The organism is Catenulispora sp. GAS73, assembly GCF_041262085.1.
GTDB lineage: Bacteria > Actinomycetota > Actinomycetes > Streptomycetales > Catenulisporaceae > Catenulispora.
Window position 1 is genome coordinate 128327 of sequence record NZ_JBGCCM010000004.1, and the last position, 13211, is coordinate 141537.

The window sequence follows — 13211 nt, forward strand, 5'->3', positions numbered from 1 at the left end:
GGCCGGCCGGCGCGGCCGGACCTCCGGTTCATCCGACTCGACGAGAGCCATGCTCAGAGACGAGAGCCATGCTCAGAATTGATCCGTTCACCATGCCCGCTTTCGGCACCCCCGAACGCCTCGATCCGGCCGCGCTGGAGCTGCACCGACGCGCGGTCGTCGCCGACACCCACAACGACCTGCTCTGCTCGGTCGTCCTGCGGCCGGTCGCGCAGTGGCCCGACTACTTCCGCGCGCGATGGCTGCCGCAGCTGCGCGCCGGCGGCGTGGACATCCAAGTGCTCCCCGTCTACATCGACGACGCGTACCGGCCCGAAGGCGCGCTGCGCGAGACGCTGCGCATGATCGAGGCCGCGCACCGGATCGCCGAGGGCAACGCCGACGAGGTCGGCCTGTGCCTGGACGGCGCCGACATCGACCGCGCGCTGGCCGCCGGACGGATCGCGCTGGTCCTCGCGCTGGAAGGCGCCCCAGGCATCGACGCCGACGTCGAACTGTTCGCCACGCTGTACCGGCTCGGCGTGCGCATCGCCTCGCTGACCCACCTCGGCCGCACGGCGCTCGCCGACGGTTCGGCGGAGGACGCCGCGGGCAGCAGGCTGACCGCCGCCGGGGTCGAGGCGCTGGCCGAGATGGAGCGCCTGGGCATGCTGTTCGACGTCTCCCACCTCGGCGCGGCCGGCGTCGACCACGTGCTCGACCTCGCGACCCGGCCGGTGCTGGCCACCCACTCCTCCGCCCGGGCGCTGTGCGACCACCACCGCAACCTCACCGACGCGCGCATAGCGGCCATCGCCGCCGGCGGCGGCGTGGTGTGTGTGAACTTCTTCCCGGGGTTCGTGGACGCGCACGAGCCGTCGATCTCCCGGCTCGTCGACCACATCGAGCACATCGAGAAGGTGGCCGGTCCGGGCCATGTCGGCATCGGACCGGACTTCGTGGCCGAGATGCTGCACGACGTGCTGCCCGCCGGGGTCGAGCTCGGGCCGGTGGCCGGCTGCGATCCGTTCGCCGCGCTGCCGGGTCTGGCCGGGCCCACCGGTCTGCCGCTGCTCACCGCCGAACTGCTGGCGCGCGGCCTGGACGAGGAAGTCGTGGCCGCGACGCTGGGCGGCAATGTGCTGCGCCTGTTCCAGGCCGAGCTGGGCGTGCCCGCCGACCGCCGTGGGCACCGCGGGGCCGCCGCGTGACCGTCGACACCGCACCGCGGCTTGAGCGGCTGACCCGGTCCCTGCCGTCCATGCTCGCCGACCTGGAAACGCTGGTCCGCTGCGAATCGCCGACCGGCGACCCGTCCGCGACCAGCCGCTGTGCCGACGCGGTCGCCGAGCTTGGAATCAGGCTCTTGCGATCGCACCCGCAGCGCCTGGAGCACGGGGGAGCGGCCCAGCTCCGCTGGCGCTTCGGGCGGGGCGACCGCGTCCTGCTGCTCGGTCACCTCGACACCGTCTGGCCGCTCGGCGGATCCGACGCGTTGGACGGTGCCACCGTCCTGATCACCACCGACGAGGAAGTCGGCTCCTCGGCAGCCCGCACCCTCATCCAGGACGAAGCCCGCCGCAATCAGGCAGTGCTCGTCTTGGAAGCCAGTGCCGACGGCGGTGCGCACGCCGAGGGCGAGCACGTCCTGGCCAGCTCCATGCCCGAGCGCGCGGCGCTGCTCGCCGAGCTCGTGGCGGACCTGGCGGGGGCGCGTCCGTGAGCACAGTGCCGATCCCGACGCCGATCCCGACGCCCTCGGCGCGTGCCCTGATCGCGGAGGCGCACGCCCAAGCCGAGGCGGCAGCGCGTGCCGCAGCCGTCACCATCAGAGAACTGACAGAGCCGAGTGACCTCGGTGCGGTCGCCGAGGTCTTCACCCGGATCTGGGCGCTTGAGCCGGGGCAGAGCCTGATGCCCACCGGCCTGATGCGCGTGATGGCATACGAAGGCTGCTACATCGCAGGGGTCTTCGACGACAAGAACGGCGACCGGCTGGTCGGTGCCGCCACAGGATTTCTCGCCTCGGATGTGGAACCGTGCGGCGGCATCCATCTGCACTCCCACATCACCGGGATGCTGCCCGAGGCCGACGGCCGACACGCCGGCTTCGCGGTCAAGCTGCACCAGCGCGCCTGGGCCCTGAGCCGCGGCCTGCGCCGCATCACCTGGACGTTCGACCCGCTGGTGCGTGCCAACGCCTACTTCAACATGGCCAAACTCGGCGCGGACGCGACCGCCTACCTCGTCGACTTCTACGGCGACATGCCTGACGGCGTCAACGCGGGACAAGGCAGCGATCGACTCCTGATGAGCTGGGCACTCGACTCGGCGCGCGCGGACGCTGCCGCGAACGGCACTCGAAACGAGCCGGAGAACGAAGAATCCCTGCTCAGCGCGAACCAAGTACTGCTCTCCGGGATCGCGCCGGGCATGATGCCCGACCCCGCACCGCCGTCGGACTTCGGCGGTCCCCTGCTGTGTGCGACGCCTGCGGCCATCCAGGACCTGCGGCGTGAGGCACCCGAGCTGGCGCGTCGGTGGCGGTTCGCGCTGCGCGGTGCGCTGACGGAAGCCCTGGGACGCGGATACCGCATCACCGGCTTCACCCGATCGGGCTGGTACCTGCTGGAACAAGACCTGGACCAAGACCTGGACCAAGGTCTGGAACGAGACGAGGAGAACGAACGCCGATGAAGATATCCGGAGTCGAACTGCGGCGCCTGGCCATGACGCTGCGCAGCCCGTTCGAGACGTCTTTCGGCGTGGTGGGCGAGCGCGACATCCTGCTGATCCGCGTGGTCACCGAGGAGGCCGAGGGCTGGGGCGAATGCGCCGCGATGAGCGAGCCGGTGTACTCCTCGGAGTACATCCACGGCGCGGAGGACGTCATCCGCCGCTTCTTTCTCCCAAGGCTCGCCGCCGCACCGCGCGTCACCTCGGCGCTGGTGGCGGAGATCCTGGCGCCGTTCAAAGGCCACCCGATCGCCAAGGCGGCGGTGGAAGCAGCCGTCCTGGACGCCGAACTGCGGGCCGCCGGCACCTCCTTCGGCGACCATCTCGGTGCCGTGCGCTCCTCGGTGCCGGTCGGCGTCTCGGTCGGGATCATGCCGAGCGTCGCAGAGCTCGTCGACACCGTCGGCGGCTACCTCGACCAGGGCTACCGCCGGATCAAGCTGAAGATCAAGCCCGGCTGGGACGTGGAGCCGGTACGTGCCGTCCGCGAGCGGTTCGGCGACGCGCTGCTGCTGCAGGTCGACGCCAACACCGCCTACACCCTCGGCGACGCGCCGCGCCTGGCCGCCCTGGACCCCTTCGACCTGCTCCTGGTCGAACAACCGCTCCCGGAGGACGACATCCGCGGCCACGCCGCACTGGCCCGGCTGCTACGCACCCCGATCTGCCTGGACGAGTCCATCGTCTCGGCCCGCTCGGCCGCGGACGCGATCGCCCTCGGCGCTTGCCGCATCGTCAACATCAAGCCCGCACGCGTCGGCGGCTACCTGGAGGCACGCCGCGTGCACGACGTCTGCGCCGCGAACGGCATACCGGTCTGGTGCGGCGGCATGCTGGAAACCGGCGTCGGCCGCGCGGCCAACGTGGCGCTGGCGGCGCTGCCGAACTTCACCCTGCCCGGAGACATCAGCGCGTCCGAGCGCTATTTCGAGCGCGACATCACCGAGCCGTTCGTCCTGCGCGACGGGTGCTTGGACGTGCCGCAGGGGCCCGGTCTCGGGGTCACGCCCGACCCTGCGCTGCTCGATGAGTTCACAACGGCCAGGCATTGGATCGACTTCGGATGACTTTCTTATGCGGCGTGGGCGTCTGATGCCGAGGCCTCGGTGCAAACTGCCCGATCTGCTTCACACGTGCCGGGGTGTCTGAAAGCATCTCAGAGTGCTGATTTCACGTGGGCGGTGGAGACCGCGATGCCGGAAGTCCGGAATCCTCCTCGCGCTCATGGTTTCGCTGGCCGGCTGGATCGTCGCGGCGTGTGGTTCGGACAATGGATCGTCCCAGCCCCCGCCGCCGGTCGTCACCGCGCCGGGAGATTCAGAACAGGCGACGTACGCGCTTCAGATCCGCCAAGACCAGGAATCCCTGGACAAGGGCGTACTCATACATACCAAGCTCGACAGCCTCGGGCCGGGCGAATCCGCCGACTTCCAGGTGACGGTCACGGACATCGGGCGTTCCCCATCCCTGTTGCTGCCCTCGCCCGAGGTACCCGGTCCCTCGGCCGGGCCCGGCTACGTGGCCTCCAGCGAGAACGTGCCCACTGGCGCCTACCTTGGTTTGGCGGTCGCTTGCTCGAACATGGAGTGCACGGATCTCTCCTCGGCGCGGCAGCCCGTGCTCGGCGTCGGCCAGACGGCCGGTTGGAGCTTCGAGGTCAAGGCGGGGTCTCCCGGCACGGCGCGCATCCGGATCGTGGTCACGGCCTACCGCACGGACACCAGCGATGTGCTTTCCGAGGCGGCTCCCATCGACGTCACCGTGCCGGTCTCGCGGTCCGTCACTTATGTGGTCTCGCACGCTCTGCACTGGCTGTTCGCCACGGCGATGGGGCTCGGGTTGTTCTCCAGCGGAGCGGTCCTCACCGCCGCGGGCGCGGGCGTTCGCCTGCTGAGGAAGCGGCGGCGCTCTGACGTGGAGCGGGTGATCCACACCATTCCCCGGGCCGGCAAGCGCGAACGGCTGCTCTTCCAACTCGCCCACGTCGGCCACGTGCCGGTGGAGAAGCTGCTGTCGCTGAGTCTTGGGAACGTGACGGTCGGCCGGAGCTCCATCATGCTCGACTTCGGCGGCAAGGCTGCTCCGGTGTACATCGACGACCGGAGAACGGCGCGCATGCTCCGGGAGTATCTGCGTTCCCTCAACATCAGCCAGGGCCCGCTCTTCCCGATGAGCCAGAGCACTGCGCGACAGCTATGGGAGGCCTACTGCGCGCTGGCGCGCGTTTATGTCCCGCTGGCCTCGCTGGCTGCGGAAGACCATATAGCGGCACCACCACCGTGACCACGATGACCACTTGGTCGTCGCAGTCGCCGAACCGGTCGAGCACCAGGGCGGCGAACACCCACACGCTTAGACGAGCTGTCCCTTGGAGGTCTCGCTGATGGAGAAGCTCGCCGGAAAGATCGTCGTCAAACCGGGCATCGACCCGAAGTCGCCGCACGAACTCTGCTCCGATCCCGCCGAGCCCGACGCGCTGAAGGCCCGACTCGGCGAGCTGCACCGCGCGAAGATCCGGCTCGCCGACGAGGTGCTCGTCGTCGGCGACTACATCGGAGACAGCACCCGAGCCGAGATCGCCTATGCCCGTTCGCTGGGCAAGACCGTGCGGTTCACGCACCCCGAAGTCGACCCCGACGCCTGACCGACCTTCGACCGGGCACACCAGGCAGTCACGTCCTGGTGGCCCGGCCTTGATCCGGTCCTGCTAACCCGCGGCGTTCAGCAGATCCAACGCGCTCTGCTGGCGGGCGGCGTCAATGCTGTCGAGCGGGCCGGCCCAGTGGTAGCCGTACTGGTCGAGTGCGTTCCGGTCGTTCTGGTAGACGGTGTTCACCTGCCTGGTCAGGTAGGCGCTGTACGGGTGGTTGGAGAGCGTGGCGTTCAGATAAGACAGACCACGGACATAGGCCCCCTTGAACGACGGACCGTCGCCGCCGCCGTTGCTGCCCGGCTCACCCGGATCGGTGAGCACGCCGTTGGGGTTGAGGGCGGTGCTGGTGGTGGAGGCGTTGGCCAGGGCGGTGGCGCTGGTGAGTAGCGAGCTGTTGCCGGTCGCCCCGTACAGTTCGGCCAGGCCGCCCAGGATCACGCCCTGGTTGTAGGTGTACGTGGGCTGGCCGTTGTTGGCGCAGCCGGAGGTCAGGCCGTCGTTGATGAGGTGGGAGCTGTTGATCATCCCGCTGGACTGGAACCAGCTCCACTCCGCCTGGGCCCGCTGCAGGTAGACGGTGTCGTTGGCGATGCGGTTGTGCAGCGCGGCGGTGAGCCGCAGGTAGAGCTCGTTGGGGATGGCGTTCTTGTACGTCTTCGCCGTGCTCCACCACACCCCGCCGCCGCACGTGGAGTCCCAGTAGCGGGCCATGTAGTCGGCGTCGGCTTCGGCGGTGGTCAGGTAGCGCGAGTCATGGGTCAGGTCGTAGGCGTCCACCCAGGCCAGGCCCCACCAGCCGGTGTCGTCGATGTAGGAGTTGGTGAAGTTGCCGCCCTGCGCGTTGATGTTCTTGTTGTAGGTGGTGGACACCGCGTACTCGTAGCTGCCCATGCCGGTGGCCCGGATGTTGTCGATGACCGCGGTGAGCGCGTTCGCCGAGTTCCACCATCCGGTGGTGTTGAACAGGCCGGTGGAGGTGTTGTAGAACATCATCTCCGCGGTGGCCGCGGCGCGGCGCCGGTCCGCGGCGTTCCACGTGGTGCGGGCCCAGGGCGTGCAGGCGATCTCGGCGCGGTCGCCGGCCTTGCCGCAGGCGCGCATCGCGCCGACGCCGAGGTTGTTCCAGTCGTCGTTGTTGTACATCAGGGTCCGCCAGCCCCGGTCGCCGCTGGGGACGGTGGTGTCGCCGAGCTTGCTGCCGGAGGACCAGGTCTGCCCGCCGTCGAATGACCGGTCGAGCCACACTTCGTCACCGGGGTTCCCGTTGTCGATGCTGGCCCACATCATGTCGTCGCTGTCGTCGGAGTGCAGCACGATACTGCGCGAGTAGATGCTGGTGCTGACCGGCTGCCGGTCCACCGGGGAAAGCGCGGGGTCCCGCGCGTCGCAGTATTTGTCGCAGATGGTGGCGGCTCGTGCGGGTGCTGCCACCGCCAGCGGCACGAAGGTCATCAGGACACTGAGGATGAGCATCAAGGAACGCTTCACGGTGAAGACGTAACCAAGGCATCAGGGAGGCGTCAATAGGTGCAGACAGCGGCGCGAGCGCCGTCCACGAGTCGGCGCGCCCCGGAATTGTCCACTAGAGAGAAACCCTTCAAGCCCTCTGCTCGCGAATACCGTGAATCCCGCCGGGATTCCCGCCCCGGCCGATAAGGTGTCAGCTCGGACTGCGGGCCCCACACTTAAGCGCCGGGCCGGCACTGGGGGAGGGATTGTTCAATGCCTCATTCTCGCATATTGACGGATGTCATCGGGGAAATGGTCATCGGAAAGCCGGCGACGGTCGAATTGGCCGTCGTCTGTCTGCTCTCCGAGGGCCATCTGCTCATCGAGGACGTGCCGGGGACCGGGAAGACAACGCTGGCGCGGGCCATGGCCGCGGCGATCGACACCGAATGGCGGCGCATCCAGTTCACGCCGGATCTGTTGCCGGCAGACATCACCGGGACCTCGGTGCTGGACCCGCGGACCGGGGAGTTCGAGTTCCGCCCCGGGCCGGTGTTCGCGGAGATCGTCATCGCGGACGAGATCAACCGGGCCTCGCCCAAGACGCAGTCGGCGCTGCTGGAGGTCATGGAGGAGCGCCAGGTCACCGTCGACGGCACGACCCACCCGGCGCGGCGGCCGTTCCTGGTCGTGGCGACGCAGAACCCGGTGGACATGGAGGGCACCTACGCGCTGCCCGAGGCGCAGCTCGACAGGTTCCTGATGCGCCTGAGCCTCGGGCACCTGGAAGCCGAGGAGGAACTGGCCGTCATCCGCAGCCACCAGCAGGGCCACACCGTGAAGAACCTGCGGCCGGTGATGAACCGCGACACGGTGCTGCGCGTGATCGAGGAGACCAAGCAGGTCACCGTGACCGACACGCTGGCCCGATACGTGGTCGACCTCTCGCGGGCGACGCGCGACCACGCGCACGTGCGGCACGGCGCCAGCACCCGAGCGACGATCGCCGTCGTGCGCAGCGCACAAGCGCTGGCCTACGTGCGGGGACGCCAATACGCCACCTCGGACGACGTGCGGACGCTCGCCGGCCCGGTGCTGGCGCACCGCCTGGTGCTGTCGCCGCAGGCCGAGCTCGACGGCGTGCAGGCCGAGGACGTCGTGCGCGACGTGCTCGCCAAGGTCCGCACGCCGGACACGGCAGGCAGTGTGCGATGACCGCGCGGGGCGAGCTCCTGGGCGTCACCCCGTTCCACAAGGCCCTGACCCTGCGCGGCTGGCTGCTGCTCGCGGGATCCGCGGCCGTCGTGGGCGCCGCACTGGCGCTCGGGTACCCCGAACTCGCGGGTGTGGGCTCGGCCGGCATCGCCGCGGTGCTGGTGGCGCTGGTCACCGTCGCGCGCACCCCGGCCCTCACCGTCGAGCGGTACACGCACCCGGCCCAGGTCACCCGAGGCACGCCGGACGTCACGGCCCGATTGGACGTGCACAACACCTCGCGCTGGTCCCTGCCCTCGGCGCGGACGCGGCTGATCGCGGGCGCCGAGAGCCTGCCGGTCAAGCTCCCGGCCGTCGGCGGCGGCGCGACGGCCCAGGTCGAGTCTCCGACACTGCCGACGGCCCGCCGCGGCGTCGTGCCGGTCGGTCCGCTGCTGGTGACCCGCGCGGACCCCTTCGGCCTGGCCCGCCGGGTCCTGGACACCGGGACCTCCTCCGAGCTCTACGTCCGTCCCCGGCCGGTCGGCCTCCCCGCCGTCGCCCAGAGCCTGGCGCGGTCCGTCGACGGCGCACAGGCGGAGACGAAGATGGACGGCACGCTCGCGTTCCACCGCCTGCGCGAATACGTGCCCGGCGACGAACGCCGGCACATCCACTGGCTGGCCACGGCGCACGCGGGCCGGGTGCTGGTGAAACAGCACGTGGACACCGCGCACGCGGCGGTGGCCGTGCTGGTCGACGTGGTCCCCGGTGGCGCGGACGAGGCCTTCGAAGCCTTCGAGGTGGCCGTGGACTGCGCGGCGAGCGTCGCGGTGTGCGCGACGGACCGCGGCGACCCGCTGGTCCTGCTGGACACCTTCGGCCGGTCGCTGCTCGTCCAGGGCGGGCGCGCCCGCCGGGCCGCGACCACCGAGGGGGTGCTCAATGCTCTGACGCGGATCGTGCCCGAGCCGCCGGAATCGCCGGAACCCCTTCCGCGCCAACGGTCCAGGTCCGAATCGGCATCGTCCTCGGGACTGCCCGCGGCCGACAAAAGGGACGGCCCGGCGTCCGGACGCGGCGGCGGCGCCCTCGGCGTCGGCATCCGGCGCCTGGCCGAGAGCGGCCGGGGCAGTCTCGCCGTCGTGGTGAGCACCCGGTCGCTGAATCCCTGGGCCAACGATCTCAAGGTCCTGGCCTCGTCCTACGCCCGCGTCATCGCCGTCTACGCGACCGACGCGCCCGGTCCGGCGACGACCACTCGGATCGGCCGCGTCCTGTGGACCGAGGTGCGCGGCGCCGAGGAGCTGCCGGCGGCGCTGCACCGCACGAGGGCCGCCGCATGACCGCGACCCTTCCCACGACACTGCGCCGTACTACGACCGTCACGGTCGGCGCCCTGCTGACCGGCGCGGCCCTGCTCCCGCTGGTCAAGGTCCTGAACACGGCTCCCGCTCTGCGGTTGATCGCACTGTCCGTTCCGGCCGCGACGGTCGTGACGCTCGGAGCGCAGCGGCTCGTCGCAGGCAGGCAGAGCCCTGACCGGCCGGGCCCGCGCGGTCCGCTCGCAGTGGCCGTCGCCTTGTTCCTGGGCGTCATGGCCGGTGTCCTGCCGGGCATGTTCTTGGCCGCCGCGGACCCCTACGCTCCGTCCGGCCTCGGATCGCGCCTGGCCGGAGCGGTCGCGGACGGCGTGCAACGGCTGTTGTCGGTCCCGACCCCGGTGCCGGACAGCCGCGGCTTCACCGACCTGCCGCTGCTGGTCGGCGCCCTGCTCGCGGCTGTCGTGGCGCTGGCCGCACGCAGCCAGCGGCCGGTCGGCGCGCTGGTGCCCGCCACGCTGGTCTTCGGCGGTCTGCTGACGCTCGGCGTCCACGGCCCCGGGTCGTCGGCGGTCTACGCGTCCTGCTATGCCGTCGCGGCACTCGGCTATCTGGCCGCGACATCGTCGAACGCCTTGCGCGACAGCGGCCTGGCCGCCTTCACGACGGCCGCCGTCGCGGTAGCGGCGTTTGTCGGCGTCACGGCCATCCCGCTGCACAAGGCCTTCGACCCCCGGAGCGTGCAGCAGCTCCCGGTCCAGTCCCAGGTCAGCGTCGACCCGCTCGCTGAGCTGTCGGGCCGGCTGCAAAGCCCGGACCGGCCCGTGCTGACCGCGACGTTGTCCGGGGCGCTCCAGGTCCATCCCCGCAACTGGGTCTCCCTCGTCTACGACTCCTACGACGGTGCCGCCTGGCGGGCGTCGGCCGATGCCAAGCCGACCGGCATCGGCACCGTGCCGGTGACCGGGGACACCGGGGCGGCGCAGGTGACGCTCACGTCGCCGGCCACACTCCTGCCGCACCCCGGCAACGTGTCGTCGAACCGGCCCGGCACGGTCGAGTACGACAGCGGCCACGAGCTCCTGGCCTCCGCCGGGGCGCTCGGCACGTTCTCGGTCACCGCCTCGGTGGTGAATCCGGGGGCTGACGCGCTCACCAGCGCAGCCATTCCGGCGAACGCGCCGGCGGGGCTGACAGCCGTCCCGTCCTGCGCCCCGCCAGGCCTGCGCAGCCTGGCCGACCAGGCTCGGCAACAGGCGAGCCTGCCCGACGAGGAAGCCGTCTGGCTGCAGGAACATCTGAACTCGGCGCCCTACGTCTACGACAAGAAGGCTCCGCCCGGGGAAAGCTGCGGGAACATCACCCGCTTTCTGCAGACCCAGCGGGGCACCAGCGCGCAGTTCGCGACCGCGTTCGTGATGGCGGCGCGGCAACTCGGCCTCCCGGCCCGGATGGCCGTCGGCTACCTGCCCGGGCACACGGCCGGCGCCACCGACGTCGTCACCGACGGCGACGCCTACGCCTGGCCCCAGGTCATGTTCGGCGGCATCGGCTGGGTCGACTTCGACCCGACGCCGCGGTCGGACCAGAGCGCCGCCGCACCGCCGCGCGAGCAGCAGACCGGCGTGTCGCAGGTCTCGCAGGCCGTGGACCAGGGGCACCGGACGAAGGACACGACGACGATCACCGATCCGCCGAAGCCGCGCCACCGCGGCCCGTCTGTGGCCCTGGTCGTGGTGCTCGGTGCGCTGGGGTTCCTGGCCCTCGTCGCGATCTGGCTGGGGGTCGTGCGAATCAGGCTCCTGACCCGGCGGCGGCGCTTGCGCCGGGCTCCGGAGGCCGCGGCACGGGTCGTCGGCGCGTGGGACGAACTCCTGCATCCGCTGGAGCAGGCCGGGCTCACGGTGCGGGCGCGCAGTTCGCACGACGTCGCGGCGGCGGCCGTCGGCGTGGTGCCGGAGTCGGTTCCGGTCCGGCGGCTGGCCGTGCTGGTGGAGCGGGCGTTGTATGACGAGGTCAGCATGGATGACGCCGATGTTGCCTGGCAGCTCAGCGATAGCGCGCGGAAATCCGTGGGGACGACGCTGAGTGCGCCGCAGCGGGTGCGCAGCGCGTTCCGGGTGCCGGCCGACCGACGGTGACGTGCGCGCCCCCGGGATGATTCCCGGGGGCGCGGTGCGTTGGTGTCGGTCTACTTCGGCGAGGCCTGACCGCCACGGACGCACTCCGGCGTCGAGTAGGCGGCGCGGCCGTCCAGCGAGTAGACGTAGCCGACTGCGACGCAGTATGGCTTGGCGGCGTCGAGGCCGGTGAGTACCTGCGGGCTGCCGCCGGTCACTGGCGTCGGCGTGTGGCCGGCGCCCAGGGTGATGACCACGGGAAAGTGCTGCGGGTTCCCTTCGGGGTCGTGCCACGACACCTTCAGCCCGGTCCCCGAGGCGACGACCGTGACGCCGTCTGGCGGGATCGGCGTCGACGCGGCGGCAGGCGACGACGCGGGAGCGGCTGCCGAAACCGGCGCGGACGAGATGGCACCGGCCGGCTGCGCCGCCGTGGCCTGGTGGCTCTGGAGTGCCACGAACCCGCCGCCGATGACGCCGATCGCCAGCACGGACCCGCCGGCGACCAGCATCGGCCGTCGGCGAGTCGAGCCGGCTGCGGCGGACTCTTCGGGCTCCGGCGGCGCCTCCCAGTGGATGACGTCGGTCTGCATCCCCTGGTGATCCGACGGCCGCATGACGCGGGGCCGGTCGGGGTCACGCCGCGGGCCGCCGCCCGGGATCGGTACTCCGATGTGGATCCCGTCGCTCGGTTTCGGGGGCTCGGGCACCGGTGCGCTGTAGTCGGTCATCCCGTGCACTGTTTCCCAGGGCACCCTGAGGTTGCCGGCCCCGCCCTCCGGCGGGTCCTCGGCCGGCGCGCGCGGCTGGTCCGGCACTCGTCCCGAGGGAGCTCGGCGTGCCGAACGCGGTGCATTCGTCTCCGACCCCGGACCGTCGTCCCACGGCGTCGGGGCCAGCCCGAGGTCGCGTTCCACCTCGTTGAGGGCACGGCCGAACTCCTCGGCCGAGCCGGTCCGTCGCGACGGCTCGCCGATCAGGGCACTGCGAAGGCAGGCGTGGAGCTGCTCCGGGATGTCCGTTCGGTGCTCGATGACCGGCAGCGGGCCGCAGATCGCCCGCTCCCTCAGGACACCGGGGTCGGGATCGCCCCCGGTGTGGAAGGGCGGACGGCCGGCCAGCGCCGCGTACACCGTCGCGGCCAGCGACCAGACGTCGGCCGGGGCCGAGCCGCCGCCGTTGCGGAGGACCTCGGGGGCGGCGTAGACCGCTGTCATGGCGTAGCGCAGCGCCGCCGACGGGGTGTCGCGGTCGACGGCGATCCCGAAGTCGGACAGCTGGGGCTCGCCGTTGTAGTCGAGCAGGATGTTGGCCGGTTTCACATCGCGGTGCAGGATGCCCTGGTCGTGGGCGAACTGCAGGGCTCCGGCGATGCGGACGCCGAGGCTGAGGGCCTCGTCCACGGGGAGCGCGTCACGCAGCGACAGGCGTTGCTCCAGGCTTCTGTGGACGTAGTACTTCATGAGGATGTACGGGAACCCGCGGTGGAAGTCACCGTGGTAGACGTCTGCCACGAACTTGTGCGTGGACAGCCGGCCCGCGGCCTCACACTCGGCCTGGAAGTTCCGGCGCGTTTCGGCGTCCTCCATCTGCGTCATGAGGACTTTGACGGCGACGTCGCGGTTCATCGCGGTCTGGCGGGCCTTGTAGACGGCGGCGCTGCCGCCGACGCCGAGCAGGGTCAGGTTGCTGAGCCCGGGGATCTCCGGGGGCTCGTTCACGTCGAAGCGGGCGGCTTTCCGCCGCGGCCGTGGCATG

Annotated in this window: 10 protein-coding genes and 1 pseudogene; 9 read left to right on the forward strand and 2 right to left on the reverse strand. The window is 71.0% G+C overall.

Annotated features, from left to right (window positions below; translation table 11 throughout):
* Positions 1-92 precede the first annotated feature (92 nt).
* From ABH935_RS07470 to ABH935_RS07495, 6 genes and pseudogenes are all read left to right on the forward strand, one after another.
* Positions 93-1190, forward strand: a complete 1098-nt coding sequence (locus ABH935_RS07470) for a dipeptidase (RefSeq protein WP_370377272.1) — start codon at positions 93-95, stop codon at positions 1188-1190.
* Positions 1187-1702, forward strand: a complete 516-nt coding sequence (locus ABH935_RS07475; RefSeq protein ID WP_370377046.1) for a hypothetical protein — start codon at positions 1187-1189, stop codon at positions 1700-1702. The genes ABH935_RS07470 and ABH935_RS07475 overlap by 4 nt, the downstream gene beginning before the upstream one ends.
* Positions 1699-2676 (forward strand): GNAT family N-acetyltransferase, encoded by a 978-nt coding sequence (locus ABH935_RS07480; RefSeq protein ID WP_370377047.1) that lies wholly within the window; start codon positions 1699-1701, stop codon positions 2674-2676. Before ABH935_RS07475 ends, ABH935_RS07480 begins: the two co-directional genes overlap by 4 nt.
* Positions 2673-3782, forward strand: a complete 1110-nt coding sequence (gene menC / locus ABH935_RS07485) for an o-succinylbenzoate synthase (RefSeq protein WP_370377048.1) — start codon at positions 2673-2675, stop codon at positions 3780-3782. Before ABH935_RS07480 ends, menC begins: the two co-directional genes overlap by 4 nt.
* A gap of 157 nt (positions 3783-3939) precedes the next feature.
* On the forward strand, positions 3940-4998 hold the full coding sequence (locus tag ABH935_RS07490; protein WP_370377049.1) for a hypothetical protein: 1059 nt from the start codon (positions 3940-3942) through the stop codon (positions 4996-4998).
* Positions 4999-5101: 103 nt separating this feature from the next.
* Positions 5102-5359, forward strand: a pseudogene (locus ABH935_RS07495) (hypothetical protein); the annotation flags it as partial.
* A gap of 63 nt (positions 5360-5422) precedes the next feature.
* Here the strand turns inward: ABH935_RS07495 and ABH935_RS07500 are convergent.
* Complete coding sequence (locus ABH935_RS07500; protein ID WP_370377050.1) at positions 5423-6841, reverse strand: glycoside hydrolase family 76 protein; 1419 nt, start codon at positions 6839-6841, stop codon at positions 5423-5425.
* 249 nt (positions 6842-7090) lie between these two features.
* Here ABH935_RS07500 and ABH935_RS07505 point away from each other — a divergent pair, with 249 nt between their 5' ends.
* The 3 genes from ABH935_RS07505 to ABH935_RS07515 are packed head-to-tail and all read left to right on the forward strand — an operon-like array spanning position 7091 to position 11474.
* The gene (locus ABH935_RS07505) at positions 7091-8032 is read left to right on the forward strand and encodes an AAA family ATPase (RefSeq protein ID WP_370377051.1); all 942 of its coding nucleotides are present in this window, start codon (positions 7091-7093) and stop codon (positions 8030-8032) included.
* Positions 8029-9357, forward strand: coding sequence for a DUF58 domain-containing protein (locus ABH935_RS07510; protein ID WP_370377052.1), 1329 nt, complete (start codon positions 8029-8031; stop codon positions 9355-9357). Before ABH935_RS07505 ends, ABH935_RS07510 begins: the two co-directional genes overlap by 4 nt.
* Complete coding sequence (locus tag ABH935_RS07515) at positions 9354-11474, forward strand: transglutaminase-like domain-containing protein (protein ID WP_370377053.1); 2121 nt, start codon at positions 9354-9356, stop codon at positions 11472-11474. Before ABH935_RS07510 ends, ABH935_RS07515 begins: the two co-directional genes overlap by 4 nt.
* A 50-nt stretch (positions 11475-11524) precedes the next feature.
* On the opposite strand, the gene ABH935_RS07520 is transcribed toward ABH935_RS07515, so the two are convergent.
* The gene (locus tag ABH935_RS07520; protein WP_370377054.1) at positions 11525-13210 is read right to left on the reverse strand and encodes a serine/threonine-protein kinase; all 1686 of its coding nucleotides are present in this window, start codon (positions 13208-13210) and stop codon (positions 11525-11527) included.
* Position 13211 lies beyond the last annotated feature (1 nt).

What these genes read in the sequence shown, in the direction of transcription:
- ABH935_RS07500 (WP_370377050.1), bottom strand. Translation starts at nt 6,841, where the DNA reads ATGCTCATCCTCAGTGTCCTGATGACCTTCGTGCCGCTGGCGGTGGCA.
- ABH935_RS07490 (WP_370377049.1), top strand. Translation starts at nt 3,940, where the DNA reads ATGGTTTCGCTGGCCGGCTGGATCGTCGCGGCGTGTGGTTCGGACAAT.
- menC (WP_370377048.1), top strand. Translation starts at nt 2,673, where the DNA reads ATGAAGATATCCGGAGTCGAACTGCGGCGCCTGGCCATGACGCTGCGC.
- ABH935_RS07515 (WP_370377053.1), top strand. Translation starts at nt 9,354, where the DNA reads ATGACCGCGACCCTTCCCACGACACTGCGCCGTACTACGACCGTCACG.
- ABH935_RS07505 (WP_370377051.1), top strand. Translation starts at nt 7,091, where the DNA reads ATGCCTCATTCTCGCATATTGACGGATGTCATCGGGGAAATGGTCATC.
- ABH935_RS07520 (WP_370377054.1), bottom strand. Translation starts at nt 13,210, where the DNA reads ATGCCACGGCCGCGGCGGAAAGCCGCCCGCTTCGACGTGAACGAGCCC.
- ABH935_RS07470 (WP_370377272.1), top strand. Translation starts at nt 93, where the DNA reads ATGCCCGCTTTCGGCACCCCCGAACGCCTCGATCCGGCCGCGCTGGAG.
- ABH935_RS07510 (WP_370377052.1), top strand. Translation starts at nt 8,029, where the DNA reads ATGACCGCGCGGGGCGAGCTCCTGGGCGTCACCCCGTTCCACAAGGCC.